General features: G+C 72.5%; 28 protein-coding genes. 13 read left to right on the forward strand and 15 right to left on the reverse strand.

Translation table 11 applies throughout. The features are described from left to right. Positions 1-93: 93 nt before the first annotated feature. Both cimA and MJ604_RS04960 read left to right on the forward strand, forming a co-directional pair. Positions 94-1,674, forward strand: coding sequence for a citramalate synthase (gene cimA / locus MJ604_RS04955; RefSeq protein ID WP_243057186.1), 1,581 nt, complete (start codon positions 94-96; stop codon positions 1,672-1,674). Between the two features lie 20 nt (positions 1,675-1,694). Next, positions 1,695-2,738, forward strand: a complete 1,044-nt coding sequence (locus MJ604_RS04960) for an NlpC/P60 family protein (protein ID WP_243057187.1) — start codon at positions 1,695-1,697, stop codon at positions 2,736-2,738. Here MJ604_RS04960 and MJ604_RS04965 read toward each other — a convergent pair. Beyond that, on the reverse strand, positions 2,735-3,328 hold the full coding sequence (locus MJ604_RS04965; RefSeq protein WP_243057188.1) for a TetR/AcrR family transcriptional regulator: 594 nt from the start codon (positions 3,326-3,328) through the stop codon (positions 2,735-2,737). The two genes, MJ604_RS04960 and MJ604_RS04965, sit on opposite strands and share 4 nt — an antisense overlap. Before the next feature lie 76 nt (positions 3,329-3,404). On the opposite strand from MJ604_RS04965, the gene MJ604_RS04970 reads away from it, so the two are divergent. From MJ604_RS04970 to MJ604_RS04990, 5 genes are read left to right on the forward strand one after another with little or no spacing between them, the layout of a single operon-like run. After that, complete coding sequence (locus MJ604_RS04970) at positions 3,405-3,959, forward strand: NAD(P)H-dependent oxidoreductase (RefSeq protein WP_243057189.1); 555 nt, start codon at positions 3,405-3,407, stop codon at positions 3,957-3,959. A gap of 22 nt (positions 3,960-3,981) precedes the next feature. Further along, positions 3,982-5,391: an amidase gene (locus MJ604_RS04975; protein WP_243057190.1), complete on the forward strand. Its 1,410-nt coding sequence runs from the start codon at positions 3,982-3,984 to the stop codon at positions 5,389-5,391. Further along, complete coding sequence (locus tag MJ604_RS04980) at positions 5,361-5,894, forward strand: GNAT family N-acetyltransferase (protein WP_243057191.1); 534 nt, start codon at positions 5,361-5,363, stop codon at positions 5,892-5,894. The genes MJ604_RS04975 and MJ604_RS04980 overlap by 31 nt, the downstream gene beginning before the upstream one ends. Further along, entirely contained in the window at positions 5,891-6,274 is a 384-nt protein-coding gene (locus tag MJ604_RS04985; RefSeq protein WP_243057192.1) for a glyoxalase/bleomycin resistance/extradiol dioxygenase family protein, read from the forward strand. The genes MJ604_RS04980 and MJ604_RS04985 overlap by 4 nt, the downstream gene beginning before the upstream one ends. Positions 6,275-6,287: 13 nt before the next feature. Then, entirely contained in the window at positions 6,288-6,944 is a 657-nt protein-coding gene (locus tag MJ604_RS04990) for an SDR family oxidoreductase (protein WP_243057193.1), read from the forward strand. Between the two features lie 108 nt (positions 6,945-7,052). On the opposite strand, the gene MJ604_RS04995 is transcribed toward MJ604_RS04990, so the two are convergent. Beyond that, positions 7,053-7,721, reverse strand: a complete 669-nt coding sequence (locus MJ604_RS04995; protein ID WP_243057194.1) for an alpha/beta fold hydrolase — start codon at positions 7,719-7,721, stop codon at positions 7,053-7,055. Positions 7,722-7,739: 18 nt separating this feature from the next. Between MJ604_RS04995 and MJ604_RS05000 the strand changes: the two genes are divergently transcribed. Continuing rightward, positions 7,740-8,147, forward strand: coding sequence for an MmcQ/YjbR family DNA-binding protein (locus tag MJ604_RS05000; protein ID WP_243057195.1), 408 nt, complete (start codon positions 7,740-7,742; stop codon positions 8,145-8,147). 23 nt (positions 8,148-8,170) lie between these two features. Here MJ604_RS05000 and MJ604_RS05005 read toward each other — a convergent pair whose 3' ends face one another. The 3 genes from MJ604_RS05005 to MJ604_RS05015 are packed head-to-tail and all read right to left on the reverse strand — an operon-like array spanning position 8,171 to position 10,079. Continuing rightward, a complete protein-coding gene (locus MJ604_RS05005; RefSeq protein ID WP_243057196.1) occupies positions 8,171-8,791 on the reverse strand; it encodes an energy-coupling factor transporter transmembrane protein EcfT in 621 nt (206 codons plus the stop codon). Next, positions 8,788-9,492 (reverse strand): energy-coupling factor ABC transporter ATP-binding protein, encoded by a 705-nt coding sequence (locus MJ604_RS05010; RefSeq protein ID WP_243057197.1) that lies wholly within the window; start codon positions 9,490-9,492, stop codon positions 8,788-8,790. Before MJ604_RS05010 ends, MJ604_RS05005 begins: the two co-directional genes overlap by 4 nt. Continuing rightward, on the reverse strand, positions 9,471-10,079 hold the full coding sequence (locus MJ604_RS05015) for a biotin transporter BioY (RefSeq protein ID WP_243057198.1): 609 nt from the start codon (positions 10,077-10,079) through the stop codon (positions 9,471-9,473). Before MJ604_RS05015 ends, MJ604_RS05010 begins: the two co-directional genes overlap by 22 nt. A gap of 126 nt (positions 10,080-10,205) precedes the next feature. Here MJ604_RS05015 and MJ604_RS05020 point away from each other — a divergent pair, with 126 nt between their 5' ends. The 5 genes from MJ604_RS05020 to MJ604_RS05040 all read left to right on the forward strand — a co-directional run bounded on the left by MJ604_RS05020 (position 10,206) and on the right by MJ604_RS05040 (position 15,266). Then, on the forward strand, positions 10,206-10,778 hold the full coding sequence (locus MJ604_RS05020) for a TetR/AcrR family transcriptional regulator C-terminal domain-containing protein (protein ID WP_243057199.1): 573 nt from the start codon (positions 10,206-10,208) through the stop codon (positions 10,776-10,778). A gap of 21 nt (positions 10,779-10,799) precedes the next feature. Continuing rightward, positions 10,800-13,544, forward strand: coding sequence for an AAA family ATPase (locus MJ604_RS05025; RefSeq protein ID WP_243057200.1), 2,745 nt, complete (start codon positions 10,800-10,802; stop codon positions 13,542-13,544). Between the two features lie 61 nt (positions 13,545-13,605). Continuing rightward, positions 13,606-13,845, forward strand: coding sequence for a nickel-binding protein (locus MJ604_RS05030; RefSeq protein ID WP_243057201.1), 240 nt, complete (start codon positions 13,606-13,608; stop codon positions 13,843-13,845). Positions 13,846-13,880: 35 nt separating this feature from the next. Further along, positions 13,881-14,693, forward strand: a complete 813-nt coding sequence (locus MJ604_RS05035) for a class I SAM-dependent methyltransferase (protein WP_243057202.1) — start codon at positions 13,881-13,883, stop codon at positions 14,691-14,693. Positions 14,694-14,807: 114 nt separating this feature from the next. Then, the gene (locus MJ604_RS05040; RefSeq protein WP_243057203.1) at positions 14,808-15,266 is read left to right on the forward strand and encodes an iron chaperone; all 459 of its coding nucleotides are present in this window, start codon (positions 14,808-14,810) and stop codon (positions 15,264-15,266) included. On the opposite strand, the gene MJ604_RS05045 is transcribed toward MJ604_RS05040, so the two are convergent. The 10 genes from MJ604_RS05045 to MJ604_RS05090 all read right to left on the reverse strand — a co-directional run bounded on the left by MJ604_RS05045 (position 15,263) and on the right by MJ604_RS05090 (position 24,089). Continuing rightward, positions 15,263-15,853 carry a pentapeptide repeat-containing protein gene (locus MJ604_RS05045; RefSeq protein ID WP_243057204.1) on the reverse strand — a complete coding sequence of 197 codons (591 nt, stop codon included), beginning with the start codon at positions 15,851-15,853 and terminating at the stop codon, positions 15,263-15,265. The genes MJ604_RS05040 and MJ604_RS05045 overlap by 4 nt on opposite strands. Further along, positions 15,846-16,115: a DUF2087 domain-containing protein gene (locus tag MJ604_RS05050; protein WP_243057205.1), complete on the reverse strand. Its 270-nt coding sequence runs from the start codon at positions 16,113-16,115 to the stop codon at positions 15,846-15,848. Before MJ604_RS05050 ends, MJ604_RS05045 begins: the two co-directional genes overlap by 8 nt. Continuing rightward, positions 16,112-16,684: a M23 family metallopeptidase gene (locus MJ604_RS05055; protein ID WP_243057206.1), complete on the reverse strand. Its 573-nt coding sequence runs from the start codon at positions 16,682-16,684 to the stop codon at positions 16,112-16,114. The genes MJ604_RS05050 and MJ604_RS05055 overlap by 4 nt, the downstream gene beginning before the upstream one ends. A gap of 5 nt (positions 16,685-16,689) precedes the next feature. Next, positions 16,690-17,208: a 2'-5' RNA ligase family protein gene (locus tag MJ604_RS05060; protein ID WP_243057207.1), complete on the reverse strand. Its 519-nt coding sequence runs from the start codon at positions 17,206-17,208 to the stop codon at positions 16,690-16,692. Further along, positions 17,205-17,621: a VOC family protein gene (locus MJ604_RS05065; RefSeq protein WP_243057208.1), complete on the reverse strand. Its 417-nt coding sequence runs from the start codon at positions 17,619-17,621 to the stop codon at positions 17,205-17,207. The genes MJ604_RS05060 and MJ604_RS05065 overlap by 4 nt, the downstream gene beginning before the upstream one ends. Then, positions 17,618-19,804, reverse strand: a complete 2,187-nt coding sequence (locus MJ604_RS05070) for a GNAT family N-acetyltransferase (RefSeq protein ID WP_243057209.1) — start codon at positions 19,802-19,804, stop codon at positions 17,618-17,620. The genes MJ604_RS05065 and MJ604_RS05070 overlap by 4 nt, the downstream gene beginning before the upstream one ends. Then, entirely contained in the window at positions 19,801-21,075 is a 1,275-nt protein-coding gene (locus MJ604_RS05075; protein WP_243057210.1) for a lysine N(6)-hydroxylase/L-ornithine N(5)-oxygenase family protein, read from the reverse strand. The genes MJ604_RS05070 and MJ604_RS05075 overlap by 4 nt, the downstream gene beginning before the upstream one ends. Continuing rightward, positions 21,072-22,496 carry an aspartate aminotransferase family protein gene (locus MJ604_RS05080; RefSeq protein WP_308194108.1) on the reverse strand — a complete coding sequence of 475 codons (1,425 nt, stop codon included), beginning with the start codon at positions 22,494-22,496 and terminating at the stop codon, positions 21,072-21,074. Before MJ604_RS05080 ends, MJ604_RS05075 begins: the two co-directional genes overlap by 4 nt. A 199-nt stretch (positions 22,497-22,695) precedes the next feature. Next, a complete protein-coding gene (locus MJ604_RS05085) occupies positions 22,696-22,863 on the reverse strand; it encodes a DUF6767 domain-containing protein (protein ID WP_243057211.1) in 168 nt (55 codons plus the stop codon). A gap of 341 nt (positions 22,864-23,204) precedes the next feature. Then, complete coding sequence (locus MJ604_RS05090; RefSeq protein ID WP_243057212.1) at positions 23,205-24,089, reverse strand: 3-methyladenine DNA glycosylase; 885 nt, start codon at positions 24,087-24,089, stop codon at positions 23,205-23,207. Positions 24,090-24,123: the final 34 nt, after the last annotated feature.

The raw sequence follows: 24,123 nt of genomic DNA on the forward strand, positions 1-24,123 counted from the left end.
GTAGCGCGTCGAGCCCCGCCCGACGCGCCAACCTCTCGTACTCCGAGAGGTTTTTTTGTGCCCTGAATCCCGTACGACCCGATCGGAACCCCCATGGACCTGCACGGCTCGTTCCACGTCTACGACACCACCCTGCGCGACGGCGCGCAGCAGGAGGGGCTCAACCTCTCCGTCGCCGACAAGCTGTCGATCGCCCGGCAGCTCGACGGGCTCGGCGTGGGCTTCATCGAGGGCGGCTGGCCGGGGGCGAACCCCAAGGACACCGAGTTCTTCCGCATCGCTGCGACCGACCTGGACCTGAAGAACGCGAAGCTCGCGGCGTTCGGCGCCACCCGGCGCGCCGGCGTGAAGGCGGCCGACGACCCGCTGGTCGCCGCGCTGCGTGACAGCGGCGCCTCGGTGGTGACGCTGGTCGCGAAGTCGCACGACCGGCACGTCGAGCTCGCGCTGCGGACCACGCTCGAGGAGAACCTCGCGATGATCCGCGACACCGTCTCGCACCTGCGCGAGGAGGGGCAGTCGGTGTTCCTCGACGCCGAGCACTTCTTCGACGGCTACCGCGCGAACCGCGACTACGCGCTCGAGGTCCTGCGCACGGCGTACGACGCGGGCGCCGAGGTGATCGCCCTCTGCGACACCAACGGCGGCATGCTTCCCGGCTGGGTCGCCGACGTCGTCCACGACGTACGCGAGAACGCCCAGGTGCGCGTGGGCATCCACTGCCACAACGACACCGGCTGCGCGGTCGCGAACACGCTGGCCGCCGTCGACGCCGGCGCGACGCACGTGCAGGGCACGATCAACGGGTACGGCGAGCGCACCGGCAACGCCGACCTGGTCGCGGTCGTCGCGAACCTCGAGCTCAAGCTCGACAAGCAGGTGCTGCCGCAGGGCCTGCTCGGCGAGGCCACGCGCATCGCGCACGCGGTCGCCGAGGTCACGAACTTCCCGCCGGCGTCGCGGCAGCCGTACGTCGGCAGCTCCGCGTTCACCCACAAGGCCGGGCTGCACGCCAGCGCGATCAAGGTGGACCCGGACCTCTACCAGCACATGGACCCGGCGGGCGTCGGCAACGACATGCGGCTGCTGGTCTCCGACATGGCCGGTCGCGCGTCGATCGAGCTCAAGGGCCGCGAGCTCGGCTTCGACCTCTCCGGCGACCGCGAGCTGGTCACCCGGATCACCGACCGCGTGAAGGTGCTGGAGAACCGCGGCTACACGTTCGAGGCCGCCGACGCGTCGTTCGAGCTGCTGCTGGTCGAGGAGGTCGAGGGCGTGCGGCCGTCGTACTTCGACGTCGAGTCGTGGCGCGTGATCACCGAGACCCGGCCCGGCGACGACGCCACCTCCGAGGCGACCGTGAAGCTGCGCGCCGACGGCGTCCGCTACGTGCAGACCGGCGAGGGCAACGGCCCGGTCAACGCGCTCGACCACGCGCTGCGTGAGGCGATCGGGCAGGCGTACCCGGGCGTCTCGAGGTTCGAGCTCATCGACTACAAGGTGCGGATCCTCGACCAGGGCCACGGCACCGACGCGATCACGCGGGTGCTGATCGAGACCACCGACGGCGAGTCGTCGTGGGTCACCGTCGGGGTCGGTGCCAATGTGATCGAAGCGTCGTGGGGCGCACTGGTCGACGGGCTCACGTTCGGGCTGCGCCGCCAGGGGGCGTGACGCGGGAGGAGCTGGATTTCATGAGGGTCGGGGTTCTTCGATCGTCGGTGCTCGCGCTGAGCGCCGCGCTGCTGGCGACGGTCTTCGTCGTACCTGCCTCCTCTGCTGCGCGACCCGAGGCCACCCAGGCCGCGGCCGCGCCCGCAGGCGGATCGCTCCGCGTGGGGGAGAGCGCGTGGGCGTCGGTATCGGTGGCCACGGTGTGGCGCTCGCCCGAGAGCCCGCGCCCGGTCGATGCCCCGGCGCTGAAGAACCCGGCGCAGATCGAGCGCTGGCTCGACGACATGACGACCGACCAGCGCCGGGCGCTGGGTGGCCGCTCTGACACCCAGGTCCTGCTCGGCGACCGCGTCGTGGTGGTGGCGCTCCCGGCGAGCTCGCCGGGCTGGGCACAGGTCGTGGTGCCCTCGCAGTCGACCCCGCAGGACGAGCGCGGCTACCCGGGCTGGGTCCCGCGCCGTCAGCTCACCGGTGAGCCCCCGGCCCGTGCTCGCCAGCACGCGACGGTCGTCTCGCGCCTGACGTGGCTCCGTTCCGACGCCCGCGATCCCGAACGGCTGATGCGCATCAGCTTCGGCACCGAGCTGCCCGTCGTCGGGACGACGCCGAAGTTCGTGCGGGTGGTGGCTCCCGGCGGAGTTCCGGCCCGCCTGTCCCTGAAGGCCGTGTCCGTGCACTCCGCCGGCGCGCCGGCCCTGCCGCCCACCCGTGCGCACCTGGTGCGGGCCGCGAAGATGTTCCAGGGCCTTCCCTACCTGTGGGCCGGGACGTCCGGCTTCGGGTTCGACTGCTCAGGCCTGACGTCGCTCGTCTACCGCGTCCACGGCATCGCGATCCCGCGGGACTCGTCGCCGCAGTCCGAGAACGGCGCCGCGGCCGCGCCCCCGCGCCCCGGAGACCTGCAGTTCTACGCGACCGACGGCAAGGTGCACCACGTCTCCATGTACGTCGGGCACGGACAGATGGTGCACAGCCCCGGCACCGGCCAGACCGTCGAGGTGATCGCCACCTCGACGCCCGGCTACGCCGAGGAGTACTCCGGCGCTCGTCAGTACCTGCCCTAGCGGCCCACGATCCTGCGGGCCAGGTCGACCCAGCCGGCGTAGACCCGGTCGACCGGGATGCCGTCGAGCTCCACCTGGTCGAGGATCGGCGCCTCGAGCGGCGCGAGCAGGGCGATCGCGAGCAGCTGCAGGTCGCCGGTGACGCCGAGCTCCGCGAGCAGGTAGCGCATGTGCATCGCGATGAACGAGTAGGCGGCGTAGGAGCGGGTGCTGGCGCGGCCGGCCGCGCGGATCAGCTCGGCGTGCAGGATCGTGGTCTCCAGCCGGGAGCGGCCGAAGGCGAGCAGCCGGTCCCACGGCTCCGCGCCCGGGCCGAGCGGCGGGGGACCGGAGATCACCGACGCCTGCCACTCGGTCTCGGAGTGGTTGAGCAGCGCCGCCATCAGCCCCTCGCGGGAGTCGAAGCGACGGAACACCGTGCCCTTGCCGACCCCCGCCTCGTGCGCGACCGCGTCCATGGTCACCGCGGCGACGCCGTGCGCCGCGACCAGCCGCTCGGCCGCCTCGAGCAGCGCGATCCGGTTGCGCGCGGCGTCGCGACGCTCCGCCGGGGGCGTGTCGGCAAGGGGCAGCAGGACGGGCTCGGACATCTCGCCGCTCACCCTAGTGACCACGACCACGTGACACCCTGGAATAAGAAACGGACCATGGTCCGTTTAGTCCGTCATGACTGACACCACGATCGCCGTCCTCGTCGGCAGCCTCCGCGCCGAGTCCACGAACCGCAAGCTCGCCGAGATCCTGGTCGCCCAGGCTCCCGCGGGCGTGACCGTCGAGATCGTCGACGGCCTGGACCAGGTGCCGTTCTACAACGAGGACCTCGACAACGCGGCCGACATCCCGGCCGCCGCCGCCGCGCTGCGTGAGCAGATCGGCCGCGCCGACCGCGTGCTCGCGGTCACCCCGGAGTACAACGCGACCATGCCGGCCGTGCTGAACAACGCCATCGACTGGGTGTCGCGTCCGTACGGCCAGGGCGCCGTCTTCGGCAAGCCGTTCGGCGTCGTCGGCGCCACCCCGACGCCGTACGGCGGCAAGTGGGCCCACGAGGACACCCTGAAGTCCGCCAAGATCGCCGGCGCCGTCCCGGTCGAGGACGTGACCGTCTCGCAGTCGGCCCTCGAGGTCGACGTGCTGACCGACCCCGACGTGCTCGCGAAGCTGACCAACGCCGTGCGGGTGCTCGCCGACTACGACGCGAAGGCCGGCGCCGCCGCCTGACCGCCACCGGTACGGTCGGGTCGTGGCCGAACTCCATGACCTGACCGCGGTCGAGCAGGGCGAGCTGGTGCGACGCCGCGAGGTGTCGCCGCTCGAGCTCACCGACCACTACCTCGAACGCGCCGACCGACTCGACTCGGTCGGCGCGTTCGTCACGCTCACCCCCGACCTGGCCCGGGACCGCGCCGCCGAGCTGACCGCGGACCTCGCCGTCTCCGAGCCGTACTCGCCGCTGTGGGGCGTGCCCACCGCGATCAAGGACCTCAACATGACGGCCGGGGTCCGCACGACGTTCGGCTCGGCCGCGTTCGCCGACTTCGTCCCCGAGGTCTCCGACGGCGTGACGCTGTCGCTGGAGGAGGCCGGCCTGGTCAGCCTCGGGAAGACGAACACCCCGGAGTTCGGCTCGCCCTGCTACACCGAGCCGGACGTCGCGCCGCCGGCGGTGACGCCGTGGGACCGCACCCGCACGGCGGGCGGCTCGTCGGGCGGCGCGGCCGCCGCGGTCGCGGCCGGCCTGGTGCCGATCGCCCAGGGCTCGGACGGTGGCGGCTCGATCCGGATCCCCGCCTCCTGCTGCGGGCTGTTCGGCCTCAAGCCCAGCCGCGGGCGGATCAGTGGTCACCCCATGTACGGCGACCCGGTGGGTCTGGCGACGGCCGGGCCGATCGCCCGGACCGTGCGCGACGCGGCGGCGATGCTCGAGGTGCTCGCCGGTCGTCGGGTGGGGGATCCGTCCTGGGCGCCACCTCCCTCCGAGAGCTTCCTGTCGTCCTGCGACCGCGACCCGGGGCGGCTTCGGGTCGCTCGGTTCATCGAACCAGTGATCACCGACAGTCCCGTCGACCTGGAGTGCGTGACCGCCTGGGAGGACGCCTCGCGGCTGCTCGAGTCCCTCGGACACGAGGTCGTCGACATCGAGGTGCCGCTGCCGCGTGAGGCGGTCCCGACCTTCGAGACCTGCTGGGCGGTCCTCACCGCGCTCTCGGTCGTGCCGCCGGAGAAGGAGCACCTGGTCCGGCCGCTGACCCGCTGGCTCACCGAGCGCGGCCGGGCCGTGAGCGCGCCGGAGTTCGGCCTGGCGATCGGCGCGATGCGCCGGTACGCCGCCGCTGCCCTGACCGCGCTCGCGCCGTACGACGCCGTGCTCACCCCGACGCTCGCGACCCCGCCGCTGCCGGTCGGCGCGATGCGCAACGACGCGGACCCGGCCGCGGACTTCGAGGCACAGAAGGCGTTCACCCCGTGGACGTCCGCGTGGAACGTGACCGGGATGCCGGCGGTCTCGCTGCCGCTGCACTGGACGCCCGACGGCCTGCCGGTCGGCGTGATGATCGCCGCCAAGCCCGCCGAGGAGGCGCTGCTGCTCGCGCTGTCGGCACAGGTCGAGCGGGCCGCTCCGTGGCTCGACCGGAGACCGCCGGGATGGTGACGCACACCTGTGCGCTCGCCGCCGGCGAGCTCGCCGAGATCCGGGCGCTGTGCGAGCTCGTCTACACCGACTACGACGAGGACACGTGGCAGCACTGCCTCGGTGGCATGCACGCCCGGGTCTGGGAGAGCGGCCACCTCGTCGCGCACGCGTCGCTGGTCCTGCGCCGACTGCGCGTGGAGGGCCGGTGGCGCCGCTGCGGGTGGGTCGAGTCGGTGGCCGTCCACCCCGCCCACCGACGTCGAGGTCACGGCCACGCGGTGATGGGCGAGCTCGAGGCGCTCGCGCCCGGGTACCAGCTGCTCGGCCTCTGCTCCTCAGACGAGGGGCTGCCGCTCTTCGAGTCCCGCGGTTGGCAGCGCTGGCGCGGGCCGGCCGACGCGCTCACGCCGGACGGATTGCGGGCGACCCCGGAGGAGGACACCATCTACGTCAAGGCGTCGGCCCGGCTCGACCCGGACGGGCCGATCACCTGCGACTGGCGGGAAGGTGATGTCTGGTGAGCGAGCTGACGCCGTACCTCTGCGTCGTCGACGCGCGCGCCGCGATCGCGTGGTACGCCGACGTCCTCGGCGCCGAGGTGACGTTCGAGCCGGTCGTGATGCCGGACGGCAAGGTCGGCCACGTCGAGCTGGCGGTCGACGGCGCCGGCTGGATGATGTCCGAGGAGTTCGAGTCCGCCGGTGTCGCGGCGCCCGACCCGCTGCGCGGGAGCGCCGTGTCGATGCACCTGACGGTCGCGGACGTCGACGCGACGTGTGCCCGGGTGGTCGCCGCGGGCGTCACCCTCGACCGTGGACCGGAGGACAGCCCGCCCGCCGGTCGGGTCGCGGTCTTCCGTGACCCGTTCGGGCACCGCTGGTTCCTCAACCAGCCGTTCTGAGAGGCTGGAGCGCATGACCCGTCCCGTGATCGTCGTCGTCGGAGCCGGACCGGGCGTGAGCGGGTCGGTGGCCCGCCGCTTCGCGCGCGAGGGGTACGACGTCGGGCTGCTCGGTGTCGACGAGGAGCAGCTCGTCACCCTCGCCGGCGAGCTCGAGGAGCTCGGCGCCGCGGTCGGCCGGACGGTCGTGGACGTGACCGACGTCGAGGCGACGACCGCCGCGATCCAGCGGTTCGGCGGGTTCGCCGACCGCATCGACGTGCTCCACTTCAACCCCAGCGCGTTCCGTGAGAAGGACCCGCTCGAGCTCTCCGTGGCCGAGCTCCTCGAGGACGTCGCGCTCGGGGTGGGCGCGCTGCTGACCGCTGTCCAGGCCGCACGCCCGTTCATGTCCGCCGGCGGCCGGGTCACCGTCACCGGCAGCATGGCCGCGGACAAGCCCTGGAACCGCGCCGCGTCGCTGGGCGTGCAGAAGGCCGGCGTCCGCAACCTCGTCCGCAGCCTCGACACGACGCTCGAGCCGGACGGCATCCGCGCGGTGACGGTGACCGTGCGCGGCACGCTGTCGCACGAGGGCGCCTTCACGCCCGACAACGTGGCCGACGCGCTCTGGTCGGCCGCGCACCAGGTCGAGGCCGACTGGCAGGTCGAGGTCCCGTACGCCGGCTGACGCAGCCGCCACGCTTCCCGAGGGCCTGGGCGAGGGTCCGGACCAGACCGCTGGGCCGACCGGCTCGACCTGCTCGTGCCGTGGGCGGTGGTGCGCCGCGAACTCGATCTACCGGAGGAAGTCGAGCACCACGCTCGTGAACTGCTCAGGCTCGGCGGCGTGCACCAGGTGCCCGGCTTCGATCGTCACCATCCGCGCGCTCGGGATCCGGCGCACGATCTCCTCGACCCGCTCGCGCGGCATCGGGCTCAGTGCACCGCCGTACACGACCAGGGTGTCGGCCGTGATCCGGCCGAGGCCGTCGAGCCAGGCAGGGTCGGGGTCGTCGATCTGGCGGCGTACGGCGAGCACCATGTCCCAGTCGAACCCGAGCTCGCCGGCCGGCCGCTCCGGAGGCGCCACGGATCGGGGCAGCGGCGCGGTCACGTCCTCGAGCACCAGGCGCGCCACCCGCTCCGGCGAGTGCTGGGCGACGAGGTGGGCGACGAAGCCGCCCAGGGAGTGGCCGACGAGGTCGATGCTCGCGAGGCCGAGCGCATCGAGCAGTGCCAGCACGTCGTCGCGCATCAGCTCCAGGGAGTACGAGCCCGGGTGGTCGCTCGCGCCGTGGCCGCGCAGGTCCACGGCCACCACCCGCCAGTGCTCGGCGAACGCGGGCGCGATCCGGTCCCAGTCAGTGGCGCCCTCGCCGAGCGCGTGCAACAGGACCAGCGGTGGGCCGTCCTCAGGTCCCGACGCGCGGACCTCCAGCTCGATGTCGTTCGCCGCGATCCGCACGCCGCTACCGTAATCCGCATGCCCCGCGCTCGGATCGAGGACGTGCACGCGCTCGCGCTGGCGATGCCGCACGTCACCGTGCACGACCCGGAGAAGGCGAACCCCGTCTACCAGGTCGGCGGCAAGTCGTTCATCTTCTTCCGCAATCCACGGCCGGACGCGTTCGACCCCGAGACGGGGGAGCGGTACGACGACGTCATCGTCTTCTGGGTCGCCGAGGAGCAGGACAAGGACGCCCTCGTCCTCGACGAGTCGACGCCGTTCTTCACGACCCCGCACTTCAACGGACACAGGTCGGTCCTGCTGCGCGGCAGCCGGATCGGCGAGCTGTCGTACGACGAGCTGGCCGAGGTCGTCCAGGACGCCTGGCTGTCGCGCGCGTCAGCCGCCCGTGGTCGCGCCTGGCTGGCGTCGCGGGGCGACTGATCGACGGGACATGGCCGGTCCCGCTACTCCTCGCCGATCCCACGCGCGTGCAGCGCATCGCCGGTCTCGCGGGCCCGGGCGACCACCCGGATCACGAACGGCGTGAGGTACGAGCGCGGGTGCCGGCCGAGACCGCGGGCGCGAGCGGCGTCGCGGGTCTCGTAGGCGAGGGCGATGGTGCCCGGGAGGGCCTGGATGGCGAGGCCGATCGTGAGGGCGACGCGGTCGGGGTCGACGCCGACGCGGCGCAGCGGGGTGATCCAGCGGATGAACGCGTCGAGCATCTCGTTGACCGGGGTGGTCGCGCTGACGACGACGGCCGCCAGGGAGAGCGCGAGCAGGTCGACGACGGTCTCGATCGCCTTGTCGCGGCCGTACCAGAGCCATTGCAGAGCGGCGACGAAGATCGCCATGAGCAGCACGAGCCGCGCCGCGCGCACCAGGGTCGCCAGCCGGACCCGTGCGGCGAGCGCGAGCAGCAGGGCGATCGCGAGGAAGACCCACGACGCCGGCATGCTGCGCACCAGCACGATCGAGAGGCTGAGCACGGCGAGTCCGCCGAGCTTCACGCCGACCGGCAGCCGGTGCAGGAGCGAGTCGCCGGGCTGGTAGACGCCGACCAGGCCGGTCGTGACGTTGCTCATGACACCGAGGCCAGGTAGTCGTCGACGGCCGCGTCCGCGGGTCCGTCGAACCACACCCGGGCGTCCTCGACCACGATCACGCGGTCGCACCTACGGGCCTGCTCGAGGTCGTGCGTGACCAGCACGAGCTGCTGCTCGAGCCCGAACAGCAGGTCGGCCACCCGGCGGGTGTTGGCGAGGTCGAGCAGCGTGGTCGGCTCGTCCGCGACCACGATCGACGGCCCGGTCGCGAGCACCCCGGCCAGCGCGAGCAGCTGCCGCTGCCCACCGGAGATCGAGTGCACGCTGACGTCCGCGCGGTCGCCGAGGCCGAACCGCTCGAGCACGTCCAGCGCGCGACGCCGCCGTTCGGCAGCGTCCTTGACCGTACGCCGCAGCGACAGCTCGACGTCCTCCACGCAGGTCGGCATCACCAGCTGAGCGGACGGGTCGGTGAAGCAGAACCCGACCTTGCGGCGTACCTCCGCGCCCTTCCTGGCGACGTCGAGCCCGTCGACCAGCACCCGGCCGGTCGTCGCGGTGGCGAGGCCGTTGACCAGCCGCGCCAGCGTGGACTTGCCGGAGCCGTTGGCCCCGATCACGCCGATCCGGTGCTCGGTGAGCTCCAGCGTGGTCGGCTCGAGGACGACCTTGTCGCCGCCGGGGGTCGGAACGCTGACCCCGGCGGCCTCGAACGTGATCAGCGTCGACTCAACAGCCACGGGAAGGCACGGTGCACCTCGGCGGCGACGATCGCAACCAGGGTGGTCTTCAGCAGGTCGCCGATCCAGAACGGCGTGTCGTAGGTGAACGCCTCGTGCCAGGACACGTCGAAGTGCAGCTTCATGCCGATGATGCCGAGCGGGTGGATCACGAGGACGCTGCCGGCCAGCGAGCAGAAGAACACGTAGATCGCGCGGGTGCGGTTCTCCCCGGCGACGTACTTGACCAGGAACCCGGCCAGGGCGGCCGCGAACGGGAACGCGATCAGGTAGCCGACGCTGGGGCCGCTCCACACGCCGAGGCCGGACGAGTGCTCGGCGTAGACCGGCAGGCCGATCGCACCGAGCAGCAGGTAGAGCGACACCGCGAGGAAGCCGCGGACCGGACCGAGGACGCAGCCCGCGAGCATCACGCCGAACGTCTGCAGCGTGATCGGGATGCCGGCGCCGCCGACGGGGATCGCGCCGATGTAGGCGCAGGCCGAGATCAGTGCCGCGAACGCCGCGATCAGTGCCAGGTCGGTCGTCGTCGAGCTGCGCCGCGACGCCGGGGCCTCCTCGGTGGGAGTGGGGGTGGTCTCTGCCATGGCCATGATCATTCCTTCGCTGGACCGTCTCGGGGAAACCTGAACGCTGGTCAGGTGAACGGCGTTCAGGTTAGGGTTCGGGCTCCGGAAGGGTCAACGGTGACCGGGCAGTAAGAAGGGTGTGACATGCGTTACCGCCGCACGGACGTGGTCGACCAGGCGCTCGGCGTCCTCGACAGCTACGGCCTCGCCGACCTCACCATGCGCCGCCTCGGCACCGAGCTCGGCGTCCAGCCGAGCGCGCTCTACCACCACTTCGCGAACAAGCAGACGCTGCTCGCCGCGGTCGCCGACGAGATCCTGGCCCGCGGTTCACGCGGCGACCGGCCCGGCGCGTGGGACGAGCGCGTGGTCGCGATCTGCTCCGGCCTGCGCGACGCGATGCTCGCCTACCGCGACGGCGCCGAGCTGGTCGCGACGGCGTACTCCTTCGGCCTCGGTGCGCGTTCGCCGTACGACGAGCTGGCCGCGGCGCTCGCCGACGGCGGCCTCGACCCGGCGCTGGTGCCGACCGCGGCTCGGACGCTGCTGCACTTCGTGTTCGGTCACGTGACCGACGAGCAGACCCACCTGCAGGCCGGGAGCGCCGGCGCCCTCGAGGACGATCCCCGCACGGAGTCCGACTTCGCGGTCGGGCTGGGGATCGTCCTCGACGGCATCCGCGTCCGGGTGCCGCGAAATGCGGAGGCCGAACGCTAGAGCGGGCTGCGATCATGAGCCATGAGCACCGCGACGGTCGCCGCCCCGTTGGTCGGGCGCGATGGTGAGCTCGAGCTGATCCAGGCGCTGCTGGCCGACGGCCGGCAGGCGCTGGTGCTCGAGGGCGTGCCCGGCGTGGGCAAGACCAGCCTGTGGGAGCACGGCGTCGCCCAGGGACGCGATCGCGGGATGCGCGTCCTGGTCGCCCGGGCGAGCGGCGCCGAGACGGGTCTGCCGGGCGGTGCGCTCATCGACCTCATGGACGGCGTCACGAGCGCCGACCTCGCCGCCCTGCCCGCACCGCAGCGGCGCGCGCTGGAGGTGGCGCTCTACCGACAGGAGCCGGCGGGACGGCCACCGGAGCCCGGGGCGATCGCCCTCGGCCTGCTGAACGCGTTGCGCGCGCTCGGCGCCGACCAGCGCGTGCTCGTGGCGATCGACGACGTCCAGTGGCTCGACCCCGCGTCCGAGGAGGCGCTCGCGTACGCCGCGCGGCGGCTCGACCCGGCGGCGGTGACGTGCCTCCTGGCTCGTCGCCCGGGGGAGCGGTCGGCGCTGGAGGAGGCGTTCGGGGACGGGATGCTGCACCGGAGGGAGGTCGGACCGCTCAGCCTCGGTGCCACCCGGCAGGTGCTGTCCGGCCGGCTCGGGGTACGGCTGCCGCACCACATGCTCCGCCGGATCTACGACGCCACGCTGGGCAACCCGCTCTTCGTGCTCGAGGTCGGTCGTCAGCTCGCGGGGCGCGACGTCGCGACATTCGGCGAGGACATCCCGGTGCCCGACGACGTCGAGGACCTGCTCGGCCTTCGCGTCGCCGACCTGGACGGACCGGCCCGGCGGGTGCTCCTCGCCCTCGCCCTCGACCCCGACCTCAAGCCCCCGCATCTCGACGGCGTCGCGGGACCCGACGCGGTGGCCACCGCCGTGCGCGAGGGCGTCGCGGTGCTCGACGGCGAGCGGGTCCGGCCCTCGCACCCGCTGCTCGCGGCAGCAGCGAAGCGTCAGGCACCCGAGGAGGTCTGCCGGGACCTGCACCGCGAGCTCGCCGCCGTCGTGCCGGACGAGCAGCGGCAGGCGCTGCACCTGGCCCTGGCCACCACCACCGCCGACGAGGGACTGGCCGCCCGGCTCACCGCTGCGGCCGACCGTGCCGCGGCGCGGGGTGCGCCACGGCTGGCGGTCGAGCTCGGGACCCACGCGCTGCGGCTGACCTCGCCGGAGTCCGAGGCGCACGTCGACCGACTGCTCGCCCTGGGCCGAGCGCTCGCGGTCGCCGCCGAGCGGCCGCGGCTCACCGCGCTGCTGCAGGAGGCCGCAGCGACGCTGCCGACACCGGCCGACCGCGTGACGGCGTACCTCCTCCTCACCAGCGGCGTCGTCCGCGACAACGAGCACCTCCGGTCGGTGCTGGAACGCGCGCTGGCCGAGGCCGCCGGGGACCCGGCGCTGCGTGCGCCGGTGCTCGCCGAGCTGGCGGAGAACGAGGGCGTGATCCGGGTGGTGGCGCTGCCGAGCGCCGACCGGTACGCCGTCGAGGCGCTGGAGTCCGCCGCCAACGCCGAGGACCGGCGCTCCGCGCTCTACGCGCTCTCGTGGACCCGGGCGCTCCGGGGACAGCCGATCGACGACGTCGCCGCGGAGCACCGCGCACTCTCCGACGAGCACGCCTACCTCGCGCGGGACCCGGCGCGGGTCGCCGGGCAGCGCTTCGTCTGGCGCGGCGAGGTCACGCAGGGCCGCGACGTGCTGGCCGCACAGCGCCAGCAGGCCGACGACTGGGCCGAGCCGTCGTCGTACGCGCTGGCCCGGCTGCACCTCTGCGAGCTCGAGCTGCGGGTGGGTGGGCACGCCGAGGCGCAGCGGATGCTCGACGAGTGGGGTGCGTCCTCCGACAGCCGGCTGCTGCTGTGGCCGATGTACGAGCGCTGCCGGGCGTTGCTGGCCGCCGGTCGCGGCGACGCCGACGAGGCCCGGCGCTGGGGTGACCACGCGCGTGAGCTCGCGGACGAGACCGGCGTCCGGTGGGACTGGCTCGAGGCGACCCGGGCGCTCGGGCTGGCGGCACTGCTCGACAAGGACCACGACACGGCGGTCGCGCACCTCTCCGCCGTCTGGGAGCACACCGAGCGGGAGGGCATCGCCGACCCCGGAGCGTTCCCGGTGGCCGTCGACCTCGTCGAGGCGCTGGTCGACGCCGGTGACCTCGACACCGCCCGCGCCGTCACCGCGCGGCTCGACGAGCTGGGTCGCGCGGCGTCGCACCCGTGGGCGCTGGTCGGTGCCCAGCGGTGCTCGGCGTACCTCCGGCTCGCCCACGAGTACGACGACGGGTCGGCCGGCGCCCTCGCCGAGTGCGCTGCGGCGTACGCCGAGCTGGGGCTGCCTCCCGACGAGGCGCGCACCCTGCTCACCCTCGGCCGGGTGCAGCGCCGGGCGCGGAAGTGGGGCGCCGCGCGGGAGTCGCTCGAGCGCTCGGCGGAGGTGTTCGAGCAGGTCGGCGCCCCCGGCTGGGTGGGCGAGGCCCGGGCCGAGCTGGAGCGGGTCGGGGCTCGCCGCCCGAGCGAGGGACGACTGACCGCCACGGAGCAGCGCGTCGCCGAGCTCGCGGTCGAGGGGCTGTCCAACAAGGAGATCGCCCGCACCCTCGTGGTCACGGTCAGCACGGTGGAGTTCCACCTGCGCAACGTCTACGCGAAGCTCGGCGTCCGGTCCCGGGTCCAGCTCGCGGGGGGCGCGCTGGACGACCCGGTCCCGGGGTCCTGAGGTCAAACACTGGGGTGACCCGTAGTTTCGGAGACCCCGTCCCGGCCAGCACGGTGGACGTATGGCCGAGTTCCTCGTCGAGGTGTACGTCGCACACGACGACCGCAGCGCCGCCCAGCGGATCAGCCGGGTGGCGCAGGCGGACGACCCCACCGACGGGGTGCGCTGCCTGCGGTCGATCTTCGTCCCCGAGGACGAGACGTGCTTCCTGCTCTACGAGGCGCCTTCGGCCACCACGGTCGCGGACGCCGTCCGCCGGGCCGGGCTCGAGCCCGAGCACATCTCGGCGACGGCGCCCTGACTCACCACCACACAACAGATCCGAAAGGCACCACCATGACCATCACCACCACCCACTCCGAGCTGCGTGACAAGCAGCAGAAGGTCTGGAGCAGCGGCGACTACAACAAGATCGCCGCGCTCACCATCCCGCTGTCGGAGCACCTCGTCGACCACGTCGGCATCGGCTCCGGCGACCGCGTCCTCGACGTCGCGACGGGCACCGGCCACGCCGCACTGGCCGCCGCCCGGCGAGGCGCGGTCGTCACCGGCACCGACTACGTGCCGGCCCTGCTCGACATCGCCCGCCGCCGCGCGGAGGCCGAGGACGTCGCCGCCGACTTCACCGAGGCCGACGCCGAGTCGCAGCCGTTCGCCGACGGCACGTTCGACTTCGTGCTCTCGGCGATCGGCGTGATGTTCAGCGCCGACCACCAGCAGGCCGCCCGCGAGCTCGTGCGGGTCTGTCGCCCGGGCGGTCGGATCGGGCTGGCGAGCTGGACCCCCGAGGGCTTCGTGGGCCAGCTGCTGGGCACCGTGGGACGGCACGCCTCGCCGCCGCCGGGCGCGCAGCCGCCGACCCGCTGGGGCGTCGAGGCGACGGTCGCCGAGCTGCTCGGCGACGACGTCACGGACGTCGCGTCGAGCACGCACACGGTGGTGCAGCGGTTCACCGGTGCCGAGGAGTTCGCGGACCTGTTCCTCACCTACTACGGGCCGACGTTCGCCGCGGCCGGCCGGCTCGACGACGCCGGGAAGGCCGCCCTGCGGGCGGACATGATCGACCTCGCGCGCTCGTTCGGGAGCGGTGAGGGCAACGGCCTGGTCACCGAGTGGGAGTACCGCGTCGTCACCGCCACCCGGCGCTGAGGCGACGTACGAGTCCCTGCGACGTGTGGGCGCGGCTCCGGCCGCGCCCACACGTCCGCCAAGCGATCAGGAATCGAGAAGCACCCGCGTCCCGTCGTTCCTAGCGTTGGGGGCATGACGACGACAACCCAGCAGACCAAGCAGACCAAGCAGACCAAGGGATTCAGCCAGGCCGAGCGGGACGCGATGAAGGAGCGCGCCGCAGAGCTCCGCGCCGAGGGCAAGAAGGGCGCCAAGAAGGCCGACGACCTGCAGAACCAGCTCGACAAGATCGCCGAGATGCCCGACGAGGACCGCGTCCTGGCCGAGCGCATCCACGCGATCGTCACCGCGGTCGCACCCGAGCTGGACCCGAAGACCTGGTACGGCATGCCTGCGTACTGCCGCGACGGCAAGGCGGTCATCTTCTTCAAGCCGGCCTCGAAGTTCGGCAACCGCTACTCGAACCTCGGCTTCAACGACGGCGCCCACCTCGACGACGGCGACATGTGGCCGACCGAGTACGCGATCACGACGCTCACCGATGCCGACGCGAAGAGGATCGAGACGCTGGTGCGGAAGGCCGCCGGTTAGGCGGTGTCGACCACGGCGCCGTGCAGCTCCGCGAGCAGCACGGCGCCGGCCAGGTCGAGCCGTGTGTCCTTCAGCCGTGCGGACGACAGGTCGACGCCGTCGAGCGTCGCGCCACGCAGGTCGGCGTCGGCGAGGACCGCGTCGCGCAGGGTGACGCCGCCGAGCTTCGCGCCGCGCAGCGAGGTGCCGGTGAGGTCGGCCATCGACAGGTCGGCCTCACGCAGGTCGAGGTCGGCGAGGTCGAGGCGCGAGAGGTTCGCGCCGCGCAGGGTCACGCCCCGCCACTGGCCGCCGCGCACGGCGATCGGGCGCAGCGTGCACTCGGCGAACACCGACCCGTTCAGCTTGCAGCCGTCGAACATCGCGTCGAAGAAGCTGCAGCGCCGGAAGTCGCACGCGATGAATGCCGACGCCACGTGCGTCGAGGAGTTGAAGCGGCAGTTGTGGAAGGTGCAGCTCTCGAACGTCGCGCTCCTCGTGATCGTCTCGCTGAGGTCGACGTTGCTGAACGTCACGCCGGAGTACGACGCCGCGCCGAGCTCGTCGCCGTACCAGTCGAGGTCGCGCAACTCGGTGAGCTCAGACATCGACGCTGCCGCCGCTGCGCCAGTAGACGCCGTTCTCGCGGGTGAGGAAGTGGTTCTCCACCAGGTAGCGCCGCAGCGCCGCGTGGTCGGGGTTGACGCGACCGAGGACGAGGTTCACCTCGGCCTCCTCGTAGCGCTGGCCGGGCTCGAACTCCTGCGCCAGGTGGTCGAGGACGACCAGCAGCTTGGCGTGCTTCGACGGGATCGTGTGCAGCCGGCCGTCGGCCCCGAGGAACCGGGCCAGCACCTCCTGGTCGGTCATCGACCCCGCCTCACCGGCGTGAGCCTCAGCAGGTCGCGCGGCCACACGGCTGTGGACAGCCCACCGCCGACCGCGCGCTGCTCGAAGTGCAGGTGGCAGCCGTCGGGCGCGCCGCTGTCGTTGGCGCGGGCGAACATCGTGCCGGGCCTCACGACCTGGCCCTCGCGGACGTAGACCTTCTCGGTGTGCCCGACGACCAGGTCGAAGTGGCGCTTGCGGTTGCGCAGCAGCACCGGGTTCACGCCGTACGCCGACCCGAGCGAGTCGTTGGAGACCACGCGCGCGCGGAACCGCGCGTACAGCGGCGTCCCGCACTCCATCGCGATGTCCAGGCCGTGGTGGAAGCCGCGGTCGTCGCTGCACCGCGGGTCGGGGGAGTAGTACGGCGCCGACGTGCATCCGAACGGGATCATGATCCGGTGGCCGCCGGCGAACCACGGCGACGTGTAGCGGGTCTTGTCCTTCGTATAGAACACCCAGCGCGGATCACCGCCCGCGCCCGCCGCCGGCGCGAGGCCGAGCACCAGCCCGACCGTGAGCAGGGCCGCCACCACTCGTCCGAGACTCATGGTCGTCAACCTAACCGCCAGGACCGACGGACCTCGACCGCGCCGGGCTCGTACCAGACGAGGTCGAGCCGCTCGGCCCGGCAGCGTGCGGGGATCGCGTCGCCGAGCAGCGCCAGCGTCGACTCCTCGAAGACGTCGTCGGACAGCAGGTCGAGGGTGAGGTGCGGGACGACCTCGGGGAACGCGCCGGCGTACGGCGGGAACTCGGGGAACTCGGCGGCCAGCCGGGCCGTCATCGCCCGGAACGCTCCGTCCGGCTCCGGCACGAGGTACAGCGTGCCGTCGGGGAACCGGTCCATCCGCGCGAGCACGAAGTCGAACGGCGCGGTGTCCGCGGCGATCGCGGCCACCCGCCGCTCGACGTCGTCGGTCAGCGCGTCAGCGAACGGCGCCAGCGCGGTGACGTGGGCGTGCACGAACGCCGGGTCCGCCGCGAGGTACGACGGGTCGTGGTGGAGCGTCCGCGCCCGCACGAACGGCTCGAGCTGCGGGACCGGCACCTGCAGGACGGAGTGCCCTGTCACAGATGGAACTCGCCCGGGGCGAGGCTGCGCAGCACGCAGAACTCGTTGCCCTCCGGGTCGAGCATGACCGTCCACGACTGGTTCTCGGCCCGTGGGAGGTCGGCGCGGCGCGCACCGAGGGACTCCATCCGCGCCACCTCCTCGGCGTGCGTGCAGTCGACCGGCGAGATGTCGAGGTGCAGGCGGTTCTTCGCCGTCTTGCCCTCGGGCACCTGGATGAAGATCAGCGACGGGTCGGCCGGGCCGCGGCGGAACGCCTCGACCAGCTCGGCATCTGGGATCTTCGACGGCGCGATCTCGACGACCTGTTCCTCGGCGTCCACCACGACGTACCCGAGGGCCGCGCACCAGAACTCGGCGAGCGCAGCGGGGTCGGCACAGTCGAACGCGATCTCAGTCAGTCGGGAGGTCATGCGACGGGATTATCCAAGGTCCCCGCATAGATCAGCGACTGACTTTGGTCCGCGATGTCGACCATCTCCAGCGTGTTGCGCAGCTGCAGCCGGTTGAGGCACGAGTGCCGGAACTCCGGCCGGAAGAAGTCGTACGCCGCCACCGCGTCGGCCAGCTCCGGGTGCTCCTCGGCGTGCTCGCGCAGGCACCGCGCGACCTCGGCCCAGAACGCGTCCTGGTCGAGCACGCCCTCGGTGTGCAGGATCGCGGCCAGATGCCGCAGCACCCCGTCGAACACGTCGGTGTGCAGCGCGAGCGCCCGGACGTCCGGCTCGACGTCGGCGCGGATCCGCTCGACCTCCTCGGGGACCGGCCGGCGGGAGTCCATCACGCACACCTCCTCGCCGATGTCCTTCATCAGCGCGCGCACCGGCACCTGGTCGCGCAGCACGAGGATCAGGTTCTCCCCGTGCGGCATGAACGCCAGGTCGTGCGCGAGCAGGCAGTGCGCGATCGGCCGGAGGTAGCAGCGCAGGTAGGCGCGCACCCACGCCGCGGCGTCGAGCGGTGACGCGGCGATCATCGCCGCGGCCAGCGACCGACCGTCTCCGTCGCGGTGCAGCAGCGCGGCCATCGTGACCAGCCGCTCGCCGTGCGCGACCTGGGGCGCCGGGCTCTCGCGCCAGAGTGCCGCGATCATCTTCTGGTACGGCGACCGCACGCAGGCGCGGTGGTACGCGTCGCCGGTGTAGCCGATCGCGGCGTGCTCGCGCAGCACCGAGAACCCGCACTCCTGCAGGGTCCGGTCCGACGACACGAGCTCGTGCACCCAGTCGTTGATCGCCGGGGTCGCGGCCATGTAGCGCGGCGACAGCCCGCGCATGAACCCCATGTTCTGGATCGACAGCGCGGTCTTCACGTACGGCTGCTCGGGCCTCGTGACGTTGAAGAACGTGCGGATCGACTGCTGCGCGCGGTACTCGTCCGCACCCTCGCCGAGGTGCACGAGGTCGCCGCGCGCCAGCTCGGGGGCGAACGTGATCGCGATCTTGTTGCGCCACTGCCACGGGTGCACGGGGATGAGGAGGTACTCCTCCGGGTCGAGCCCGGCGGCCACCAGCATCCCGTCGTCCTGCACGCCCGCGTCGCCGGACAGGTGGGTGTGGTCACGCCGGGCGGCCAGCCAGTGCAGGCGGATCGCGCTGCCCGTCTCCGGCGCGTACGCCGCGTAGTCGTCGGCGCCGAAGCCGACCCGGCCGTTGTTCGCGACGAACCCCGGGTGTCCCTCGGTCATCGCCGCCTCGACCGCCTGGTGGTCGGCGGTGAGCAGGTCGTCGACGGTCGCGGTCGAGTGCGCGAGCTTCCAGCACGCGGCCGCCAGGGTCGCCGCGACCTCCTCGAGGTACGTCGGGAGCAGCGCGTCCGGGATGCCGAGCACCTCGGCGAGCTCCACCACCAGCTCCTGCGCGTCCAGCGCCGCCGGCTGGTCCTTGACCGTCCGCTCCAGCGTCGCGGGCTCCACCGCCCAGTGGTCGAGGGCCAGCCGGGTGGCGCGGAACGAGTACGTCGTGTCGCCCGCCGGCGTGGCCAGCAGCCACCGGTCGCCGTCGGGCACCGGCGCCAGCAGCCGCTCGTGCGCGAACTCCGCGATCGCCTTGGCCACGAGGTGCCGCTGCGCACGCTCCAGGTTCTCCGGCGTCAGGTGATCGCGTTCTCGCACCGACAACATCGCCTCCTTGGTCGGGAGCGCGACGGTGCGCAGCTCGCGGAACCCGAACGCCCGGTTGAGCGCGCGGATCTTGTCGTTGCGGGCGTCCGGCTCCACCACGACGCGACGTACCGCCCGGTCGGCGAAGCAGTGGTCGAGCACGGCGCGGAACACCGCCCGCGTGAAGCCGGGCACCGGCCGGTCGGTCGGCGCCACCAGGACGTGCATCCCGAGGTCGCCCGGCCGCAGCTCGGGCAGGCCGGCCAGCTCGGAGCGCGACGGGTCGTAGGTCTCGGCGAGGAAGGCCGGCACCCCGTCGACCCGGCCGAGCCAGGCGTGGTGGTGCGGGCCGTCCTCGACGAGGCGGTACTCGCGCTCCACGTCGGCGGGCGTGGCGTCCTGCATCTGCCAGAACTCCGAGCGCGGGTGGGTGACCCACGCGTGCAGCAGCGCGAGGTGCTGGTCGAGGTCGAGGGGCTCGATCGTCGTCCTCATCGCGGCACCCCGAACGTCTGGACGGCGATCCGCTTCTCGATCGGGTACACCTCGCGGCCGGTCAGGGCGGCGATGATGACGGAGTTCCGGTAGGCGCCCATCCCGAGGTCGGGCGCGGCCAGGCCGTGGGTGTGCTCCTCGGCGTTCTGCACGAAGATCTCCCCGTCGGCGACGTCGATCGCGTAGTGCGGTGACACCGCGAACCTCCCCTGCGCGTCCCACCGGATCCGGTCGCGCACCGGGTCGAGGAACGACGGCACGGCGGCGGCGTACCCGGTCGCGAGGACGACACCCTGGCTGGGGACGTCGAACTCCTCGCCGGTCTCGTCGTGCCGGCAGTGCAGCTCGTCGCCGGTCGCCCCGGTCACCGAGGTGTTGGTGAGCAGGGTGGTGTGCGGTCCGTCGCCCTGCACGCGCAGCCGGTAGTGCAGGTCGAAGATCTCGTCGATGAGGTCGCCGCTGATGCCCTTGTAGAGCGAGCGCTGCTCGCGGAGCAGCCGGTCCCGGGTCGTCTCGGGGAGGCCGTGGAAGTACGACGTGTACTCCGGCGACGTCATCTCCAACGTGAGCTTCGTGTACTCCATCGGGAAGAACCGCGGGCTGCGGGTGAGCCAGGTCAGCCGGTAGCCGTGCTCGGGGCTCTCGACCAGCAGGTCACGGTAGATCTCCGCCGCGCTCTGCCCGCTGCCGACGATCGTGATCGAGTCGAGGCTCTGCAGGTGGGCCTTGGAGGCGAGGTACTCCGACGAGTGGACGGCTGCCCGGTCGTCGGTCGGGCTCGTCGAGACCATCGCGCGAAGCGCCTCCGGGACCTTCGGCGTCGTGCCGACGCCCAGGACGACCCGCCGCGCCCGGTAGGAGTCGCTCGGCGTCCGCACGACGTACGACGCGCCGTCGTGCTCGACCGCAGTGACCTCCTGGCCGAACCGGACGGTGTCGAGCCGGTCCGCGGCCCAGCGGCAGTAGTCGTCGTACTCGCGGCGGAGCGGGTAGAAGGACTCGCGGATGTAGAACGGGTAGAGGTTGCCGGTCTCCTTCAGGTAGGAGAGGAACGACCAGCGCGAGCCGGGGTCGGCCATGGTGACGAGGTCCGCGAGGAACGGGACCTGGAGCGTGGCGTCGTCGAGCATCATCCCGGGGTGCCAGGAGAAGTCGTCGCGGGCCTCGAGGAACAGGCCGTCGAGCTCGTCGACCGGGTCGGCGAGGCAGGCCAGCCCGAGGTTGAACGGCCCGAGGCCGATGCCGATGAAGTCGTACACCCGGCCCGTCATCGGACGACCGCCTCGTGCAGCTGGTCGACGACCGCGAGGACGTCGTCGCGCGTCGCCATCGGGTTGAGCAGCGTGAGCTTGAGCCAGCGCCGGCCGTCGGCGCGGGTGGCGGCGAGCATCGCGCGGCCGCTCGCGTAGAGGCGCTCCCGGATCTCCGGGAGGAGCCGCTCGGCCTCGGCCTCGGTGAGCCCGGCCGGCCGGAAGACGATCGTGCTCAGCTGCGGCGTCGCCGCCAGCTCGAACGCCGGGTCGGCGTCGAGCTCCGCGCCGACCGCGGTCGCGAGGTCGACGACGGTGTCGACGTACTCACCGATCCGGTCCGGGCCCATCACGCGCAGGGTCATCCAGAGCTTCAGCGCGTCGAAGCGCCGCGTCGTCTGCAGGCTCTTGTCGACCTGGTTGGGGTGCGCGGCGTCGTGGGGGTTGAGGTAGTCGGCGTGCCACGTGACGTGCCGCAGGTCGCGGCGGTCGCGCACCAGCAGCGCGCTCGCGGAGACCGGCTGGAACCAGGTCTTGTGGTAGTCGACCGTCACGGAGTCGGCCCGGTCGATGCCGTGCAGCAGGTGCCGGCGGGTGGGGGAGACCAGCAGGCCGCCGCCGTACGCCGCGTCGACGTGCAGCCAGGTGCCGTACCCCTCGCAGAGCGCGGCGAGCTCCGGCAGCGGGTCGATCGCGCCGAAGTCGGTCGTGCCGGCGGTCGCGACCACGGCCATCGGTACGTCGCCCGCGTCGACGACCCGCGCGAGCGCGCGGCCGAGGGCGCCGACGTCCATCCGGCGGTCGCCGTCGGTCGGCACGGTGACCACGGCGGCGTCGCCGAGGCCGAGCAGCCGCGCGGACTTCTGCACGCTGAAGTGGCTGTCCTCGCTGGCGACGATCCGCAGCACGCCCAGGTCGGCCCCGGCCGCGAGCGCCCGGTCGCGGGCGAGGTGGAGCGCCTGGAGGTTGGACTGGGTGCCGCCGCTGGTGAAGATGCCGTCGGCGTCCGGGCCGAAGCCGATCCGCTCGGCGGTCCAGGTGACGAGGTGGCGCTCGACGAACGTCGCGCCGACGCTCTGGTCGAACGTGTCGAGGCTCGAGTTCACCGCGCTCACGAAGACCTCCGCGAGCAGCGCCGGGATCACGACCGGGCAGTTCAGGTGGGCGGCGTACGCCGGCTCGTGGAACCAGATCGCGTCGTCGAGGTAGACGCTGCTGACCTCGGCCAGCACCGCCCCGACGTCCTCCAGCGGCCGGTCGAGGTCGATGTCACCGACGGCCTTCGCGGCCTGCTCCGGCAGGACGCCGGTGGCCGGTCCGGAGACCCGGCGCAGGGTGTCGGCGAGGTGGTCGACGCCGGTCCGCATGGTCGCGACGTACTGCTCGACATGGTCGGGGTGGAGCAGGTGCTCGAGCCCCGTTCGGGCAGGGGAGATGGACACCGTTCATCCTTCCGAGAATGGGATTTAGGTAAGGCTTACCTAACTCATTTCTTCGGCGTGAAGGCAACCCCTGATCCGTGATCCGGGATCTTTGTCACACGGGCCCCGGCCGTCGTCGGTTTCCCCGGTGGGCCGGGGAAACGTGATGTTCTGGGCCGGAACTTCGCCCAAGAACGTCAGGGACAGGCCCAACAGTCCGTCAGTAGGCCCGGTGCTCGCGGCGCAGCTCGGCCAGGCGGGCGCGGAGGTCGGGGTCGCGCATCACCTCGGCGACCAGCGGGCAGTCCTCGGGCCCGGTCGTCCCCGGCACGCACAGCGAGCACGCCTCACCGATGCGGATCGGGCACATCGGGTTGGGCTTGGCCACGTCTCGACGCTACGTGCGAGCGGCTCCCGGCTGCAGAGGCGAAGGTCCTCTTCGCCCGGTGGTCGAGGTGCCAGCGGGCGAGCCTCGACACCACCGTCGCGGAGACACGGCTGCCTCCGCGGCCGCGGCGTGCTCGCGCTCGCTCGGAGAGGTGGTGTCGAGTCGTCCTTCCTCGACCACCGAGAGCCAGGTGGTCGAGGTAGGCGCCCTGGCGCCTGTTCGGAGACCGCCGGTGCGAGCAGACGTTTGCGCCGATCCCGTGGTCACAGGTTCACCATGATCTGTAGGTGAACCAGCACTTCCCACGGTGGGCACGCCATGCGAAGTGCAGGTTCGCCTCCTTACCGTGGTGAACCTGCGACGGCTGAGGCAGCAACCACGCCAACCGCCAACAGCCGCTCGCACTCGGCGACCAGCGCGGCCCGCAGCGGCGCGCCACGCTCGGCGAACTGTCGCTGCGCCTCGGCGTACTCCGCCTTGCCGGCGGCGGTCTCGACCTTGATGGGGGAGAAGCCCAGGTCCGCGAGGTCGTACGGCGCCGCCCGCATGTCGAGGACACGGATGTCGCGCGCGAGCTCGAAGCAGTCGGCCACCAGGTCGGAGCAGATCATCGGGGTGAGCCGGAAGGCGTGCTTGTAGAGGTCCATGCCCGCGTGCAGGCAACCGGGCTGCTCGAAGTCGGGCCGGTCGTCCGACGTGGGGCGCAGGGTGTTGAGGGGGAGCGCGGGGGTGGTGAAGAACCGGTAGGCGTCGAAGTGCGAGCAGGCGATCCGGTGCGACTCGACGACCTCGTCGGTGCCGGCCGTGCCGAGGCGCAGCGGCCAGTCGGCGTGCCGGGTCTCGTCCTCCTCGAGCCGGTAGACCATCGCCCACTCGTGCATCCCGAAACAGCCGAAGTTCGCGACCCGGCCGGCGGTCGCGGACAGCCAGCGGTGCAGCGTCTCGAGCAGCACCCGCTGCGACGAGACGTGCGCCGCGGTCACGGCCCCGGAGTCGTAGCCCTTCAGCCCGTCGTACTCCGGCGCGTCGGCGAGCCGGATGCCGTACCCCGGGTGCCAGCGGCGCAGCTGCGCCGGACGGTGGGAGTAGTAGGTGAACAGGAAGTCGTGCACGGGGTGCTTGACCCGCGACTCCCGGCGAGCCAGGTGCGGTGACACGAACGCGTCGACCCGGGCGGCGTGCGCAGCCGCACGTGCGGCCCACTCCTCGCGCACCAACGTCTTCACTGGAAAAGCGTAGGCAGGATCCGGCGGACCCCCT

The sequence above is a fragment of the Nocardioides sp. SR21 genome (genome assembly GCF_022761125.1).
In the GTDB taxonomy this organism is placed as follows: domain Bacteria; phylum Actinomycetota; class Actinomycetes; order Propionibacteriales; family Nocardioidaceae; genus Nocardioides.

Excerpts from the sequence above, each read along its gene's own strand:
- MJ604_RS05075 (WP_243057210.1), bottom strand. The coding sequence starts at position 21,075 with ATGACGGGCCGGGTGTACGACTTCATCGGCATCGGCCTCGGGCCGTTC.
- MJ604_RS05040 (WP_243057203.1), top strand. The coding sequence starts at position 14,808 with ATGACGACGACAACCCAGCAGACCAAGCAGACCAAGCAGACCAAGGGA.
- MJ604_RS05030 (WP_243057201.1), top strand. The coding sequence starts at position 13,606 with ATGGCCGAGTTCCTCGTCGAGGTGTACGTCGCACACGACGACCGCAGC.
- MJ604_RS05020 (WP_243057199.1), top strand. The coding sequence starts at position 10,206 with ATGCGTTACCGCCGCACGGACGTGGTCGACCAGGCGCTCGGCGTCCTC.
- MJ604_RS04965 (WP_243057188.1), bottom strand. The coding sequence starts at position 3,328 with ATGTCCGAGCCCGTCCTGCTGCCCCTTGCCGACACGCCCCCGGCGGAG.
- MJ604_RS05035 (WP_243057202.1), top strand. The coding sequence starts at position 13,881 with ATGACCATCACCACCACCCACTCCGAGCTGCGTGACAAGCAGCAGAAG.
- MJ604_RS05005 (WP_243057196.1), bottom strand. The coding sequence starts at position 8,791 with ATGAGCAACGTCACGACCGGCCTGGTCGGCGTCTACCAGCCCGGCGAC.
- MJ604_RS05045 (WP_243057204.1), bottom strand. The coding sequence starts at position 15,853 with ATGTCTGAGCTCACCGAGTTGCGCGACCTCGACTGGTACGGCGACGAG.
- MJ604_RS05000 (WP_243057195.1), top strand. The coding sequence starts at position 7,740 with ATGCCCCGCGCTCGGATCGAGGACGTGCACGCGCTCGCGCTGGCGATG.
- cimA (WP_243057186.1), top strand. The coding sequence starts at position 94 with ATGGACCTGCACGGCTCGTTCCACGTCTACGACACCACCCTGCGCGAC.
- MJ604_RS04990 (WP_243057193.1), top strand. The coding sequence starts at position 6,288 with ATGACCCGTCCCGTGATCGTCGTCGTCGGAGCCGGACCGGGCGTGAGC.
- MJ604_RS05015 (WP_243057198.1), bottom strand. The coding sequence starts at position 10,079 with ATGGCAGAGACCACCCCCACTCCCACCGAGGAGGCCCCGGCGTCGCGG.
- MJ604_RS04960 (WP_243057187.1), top strand. The coding sequence starts at position 1,695 with ATGAGGGTCGGGGTTCTTCGATCGTCGGTGCTCGCGCTGAGCGCCGCG.
- MJ604_RS05050 (WP_243057205.1), bottom strand. The coding sequence starts at position 16,115 with ATGACCGACCAGGAGGTGCTGGCCCGGTTCCTCGGGGCCGACGGCCGG.
- MJ604_RS05065 (WP_243057208.1), bottom strand. The coding sequence starts at position 17,621 with ATGACCTCCCGACTGACTGAGATCGCGTTCGACTGTGCCGACCCCGCT.
- MJ604_RS05025 (WP_243057200.1), top strand. The coding sequence starts at position 10,800 with ATGAGCACCGCGACGGTCGCCGCCCCGTTGGTCGGGCGCGATGGTGAG.
- MJ604_RS05070 (WP_243057209.1), bottom strand. The coding sequence starts at position 19,804 with ATGAGGACGACGATCGAGCCCCTCGACCTCGACCAGCACCTCGCGCTG.
- MJ604_RS05055 (WP_243057206.1), bottom strand. The coding sequence starts at position 16,684 with ATGAGTCTCGGACGAGTGGTGGCGGCCCTGCTCACGGTCGGGCTGGTG.
- MJ604_RS04970 (WP_243057189.1), top strand. The coding sequence starts at position 3,405 with ATGACTGACACCACGATCGCCGTCCTCGTCGGCAGCCTCCGCGCCGAG.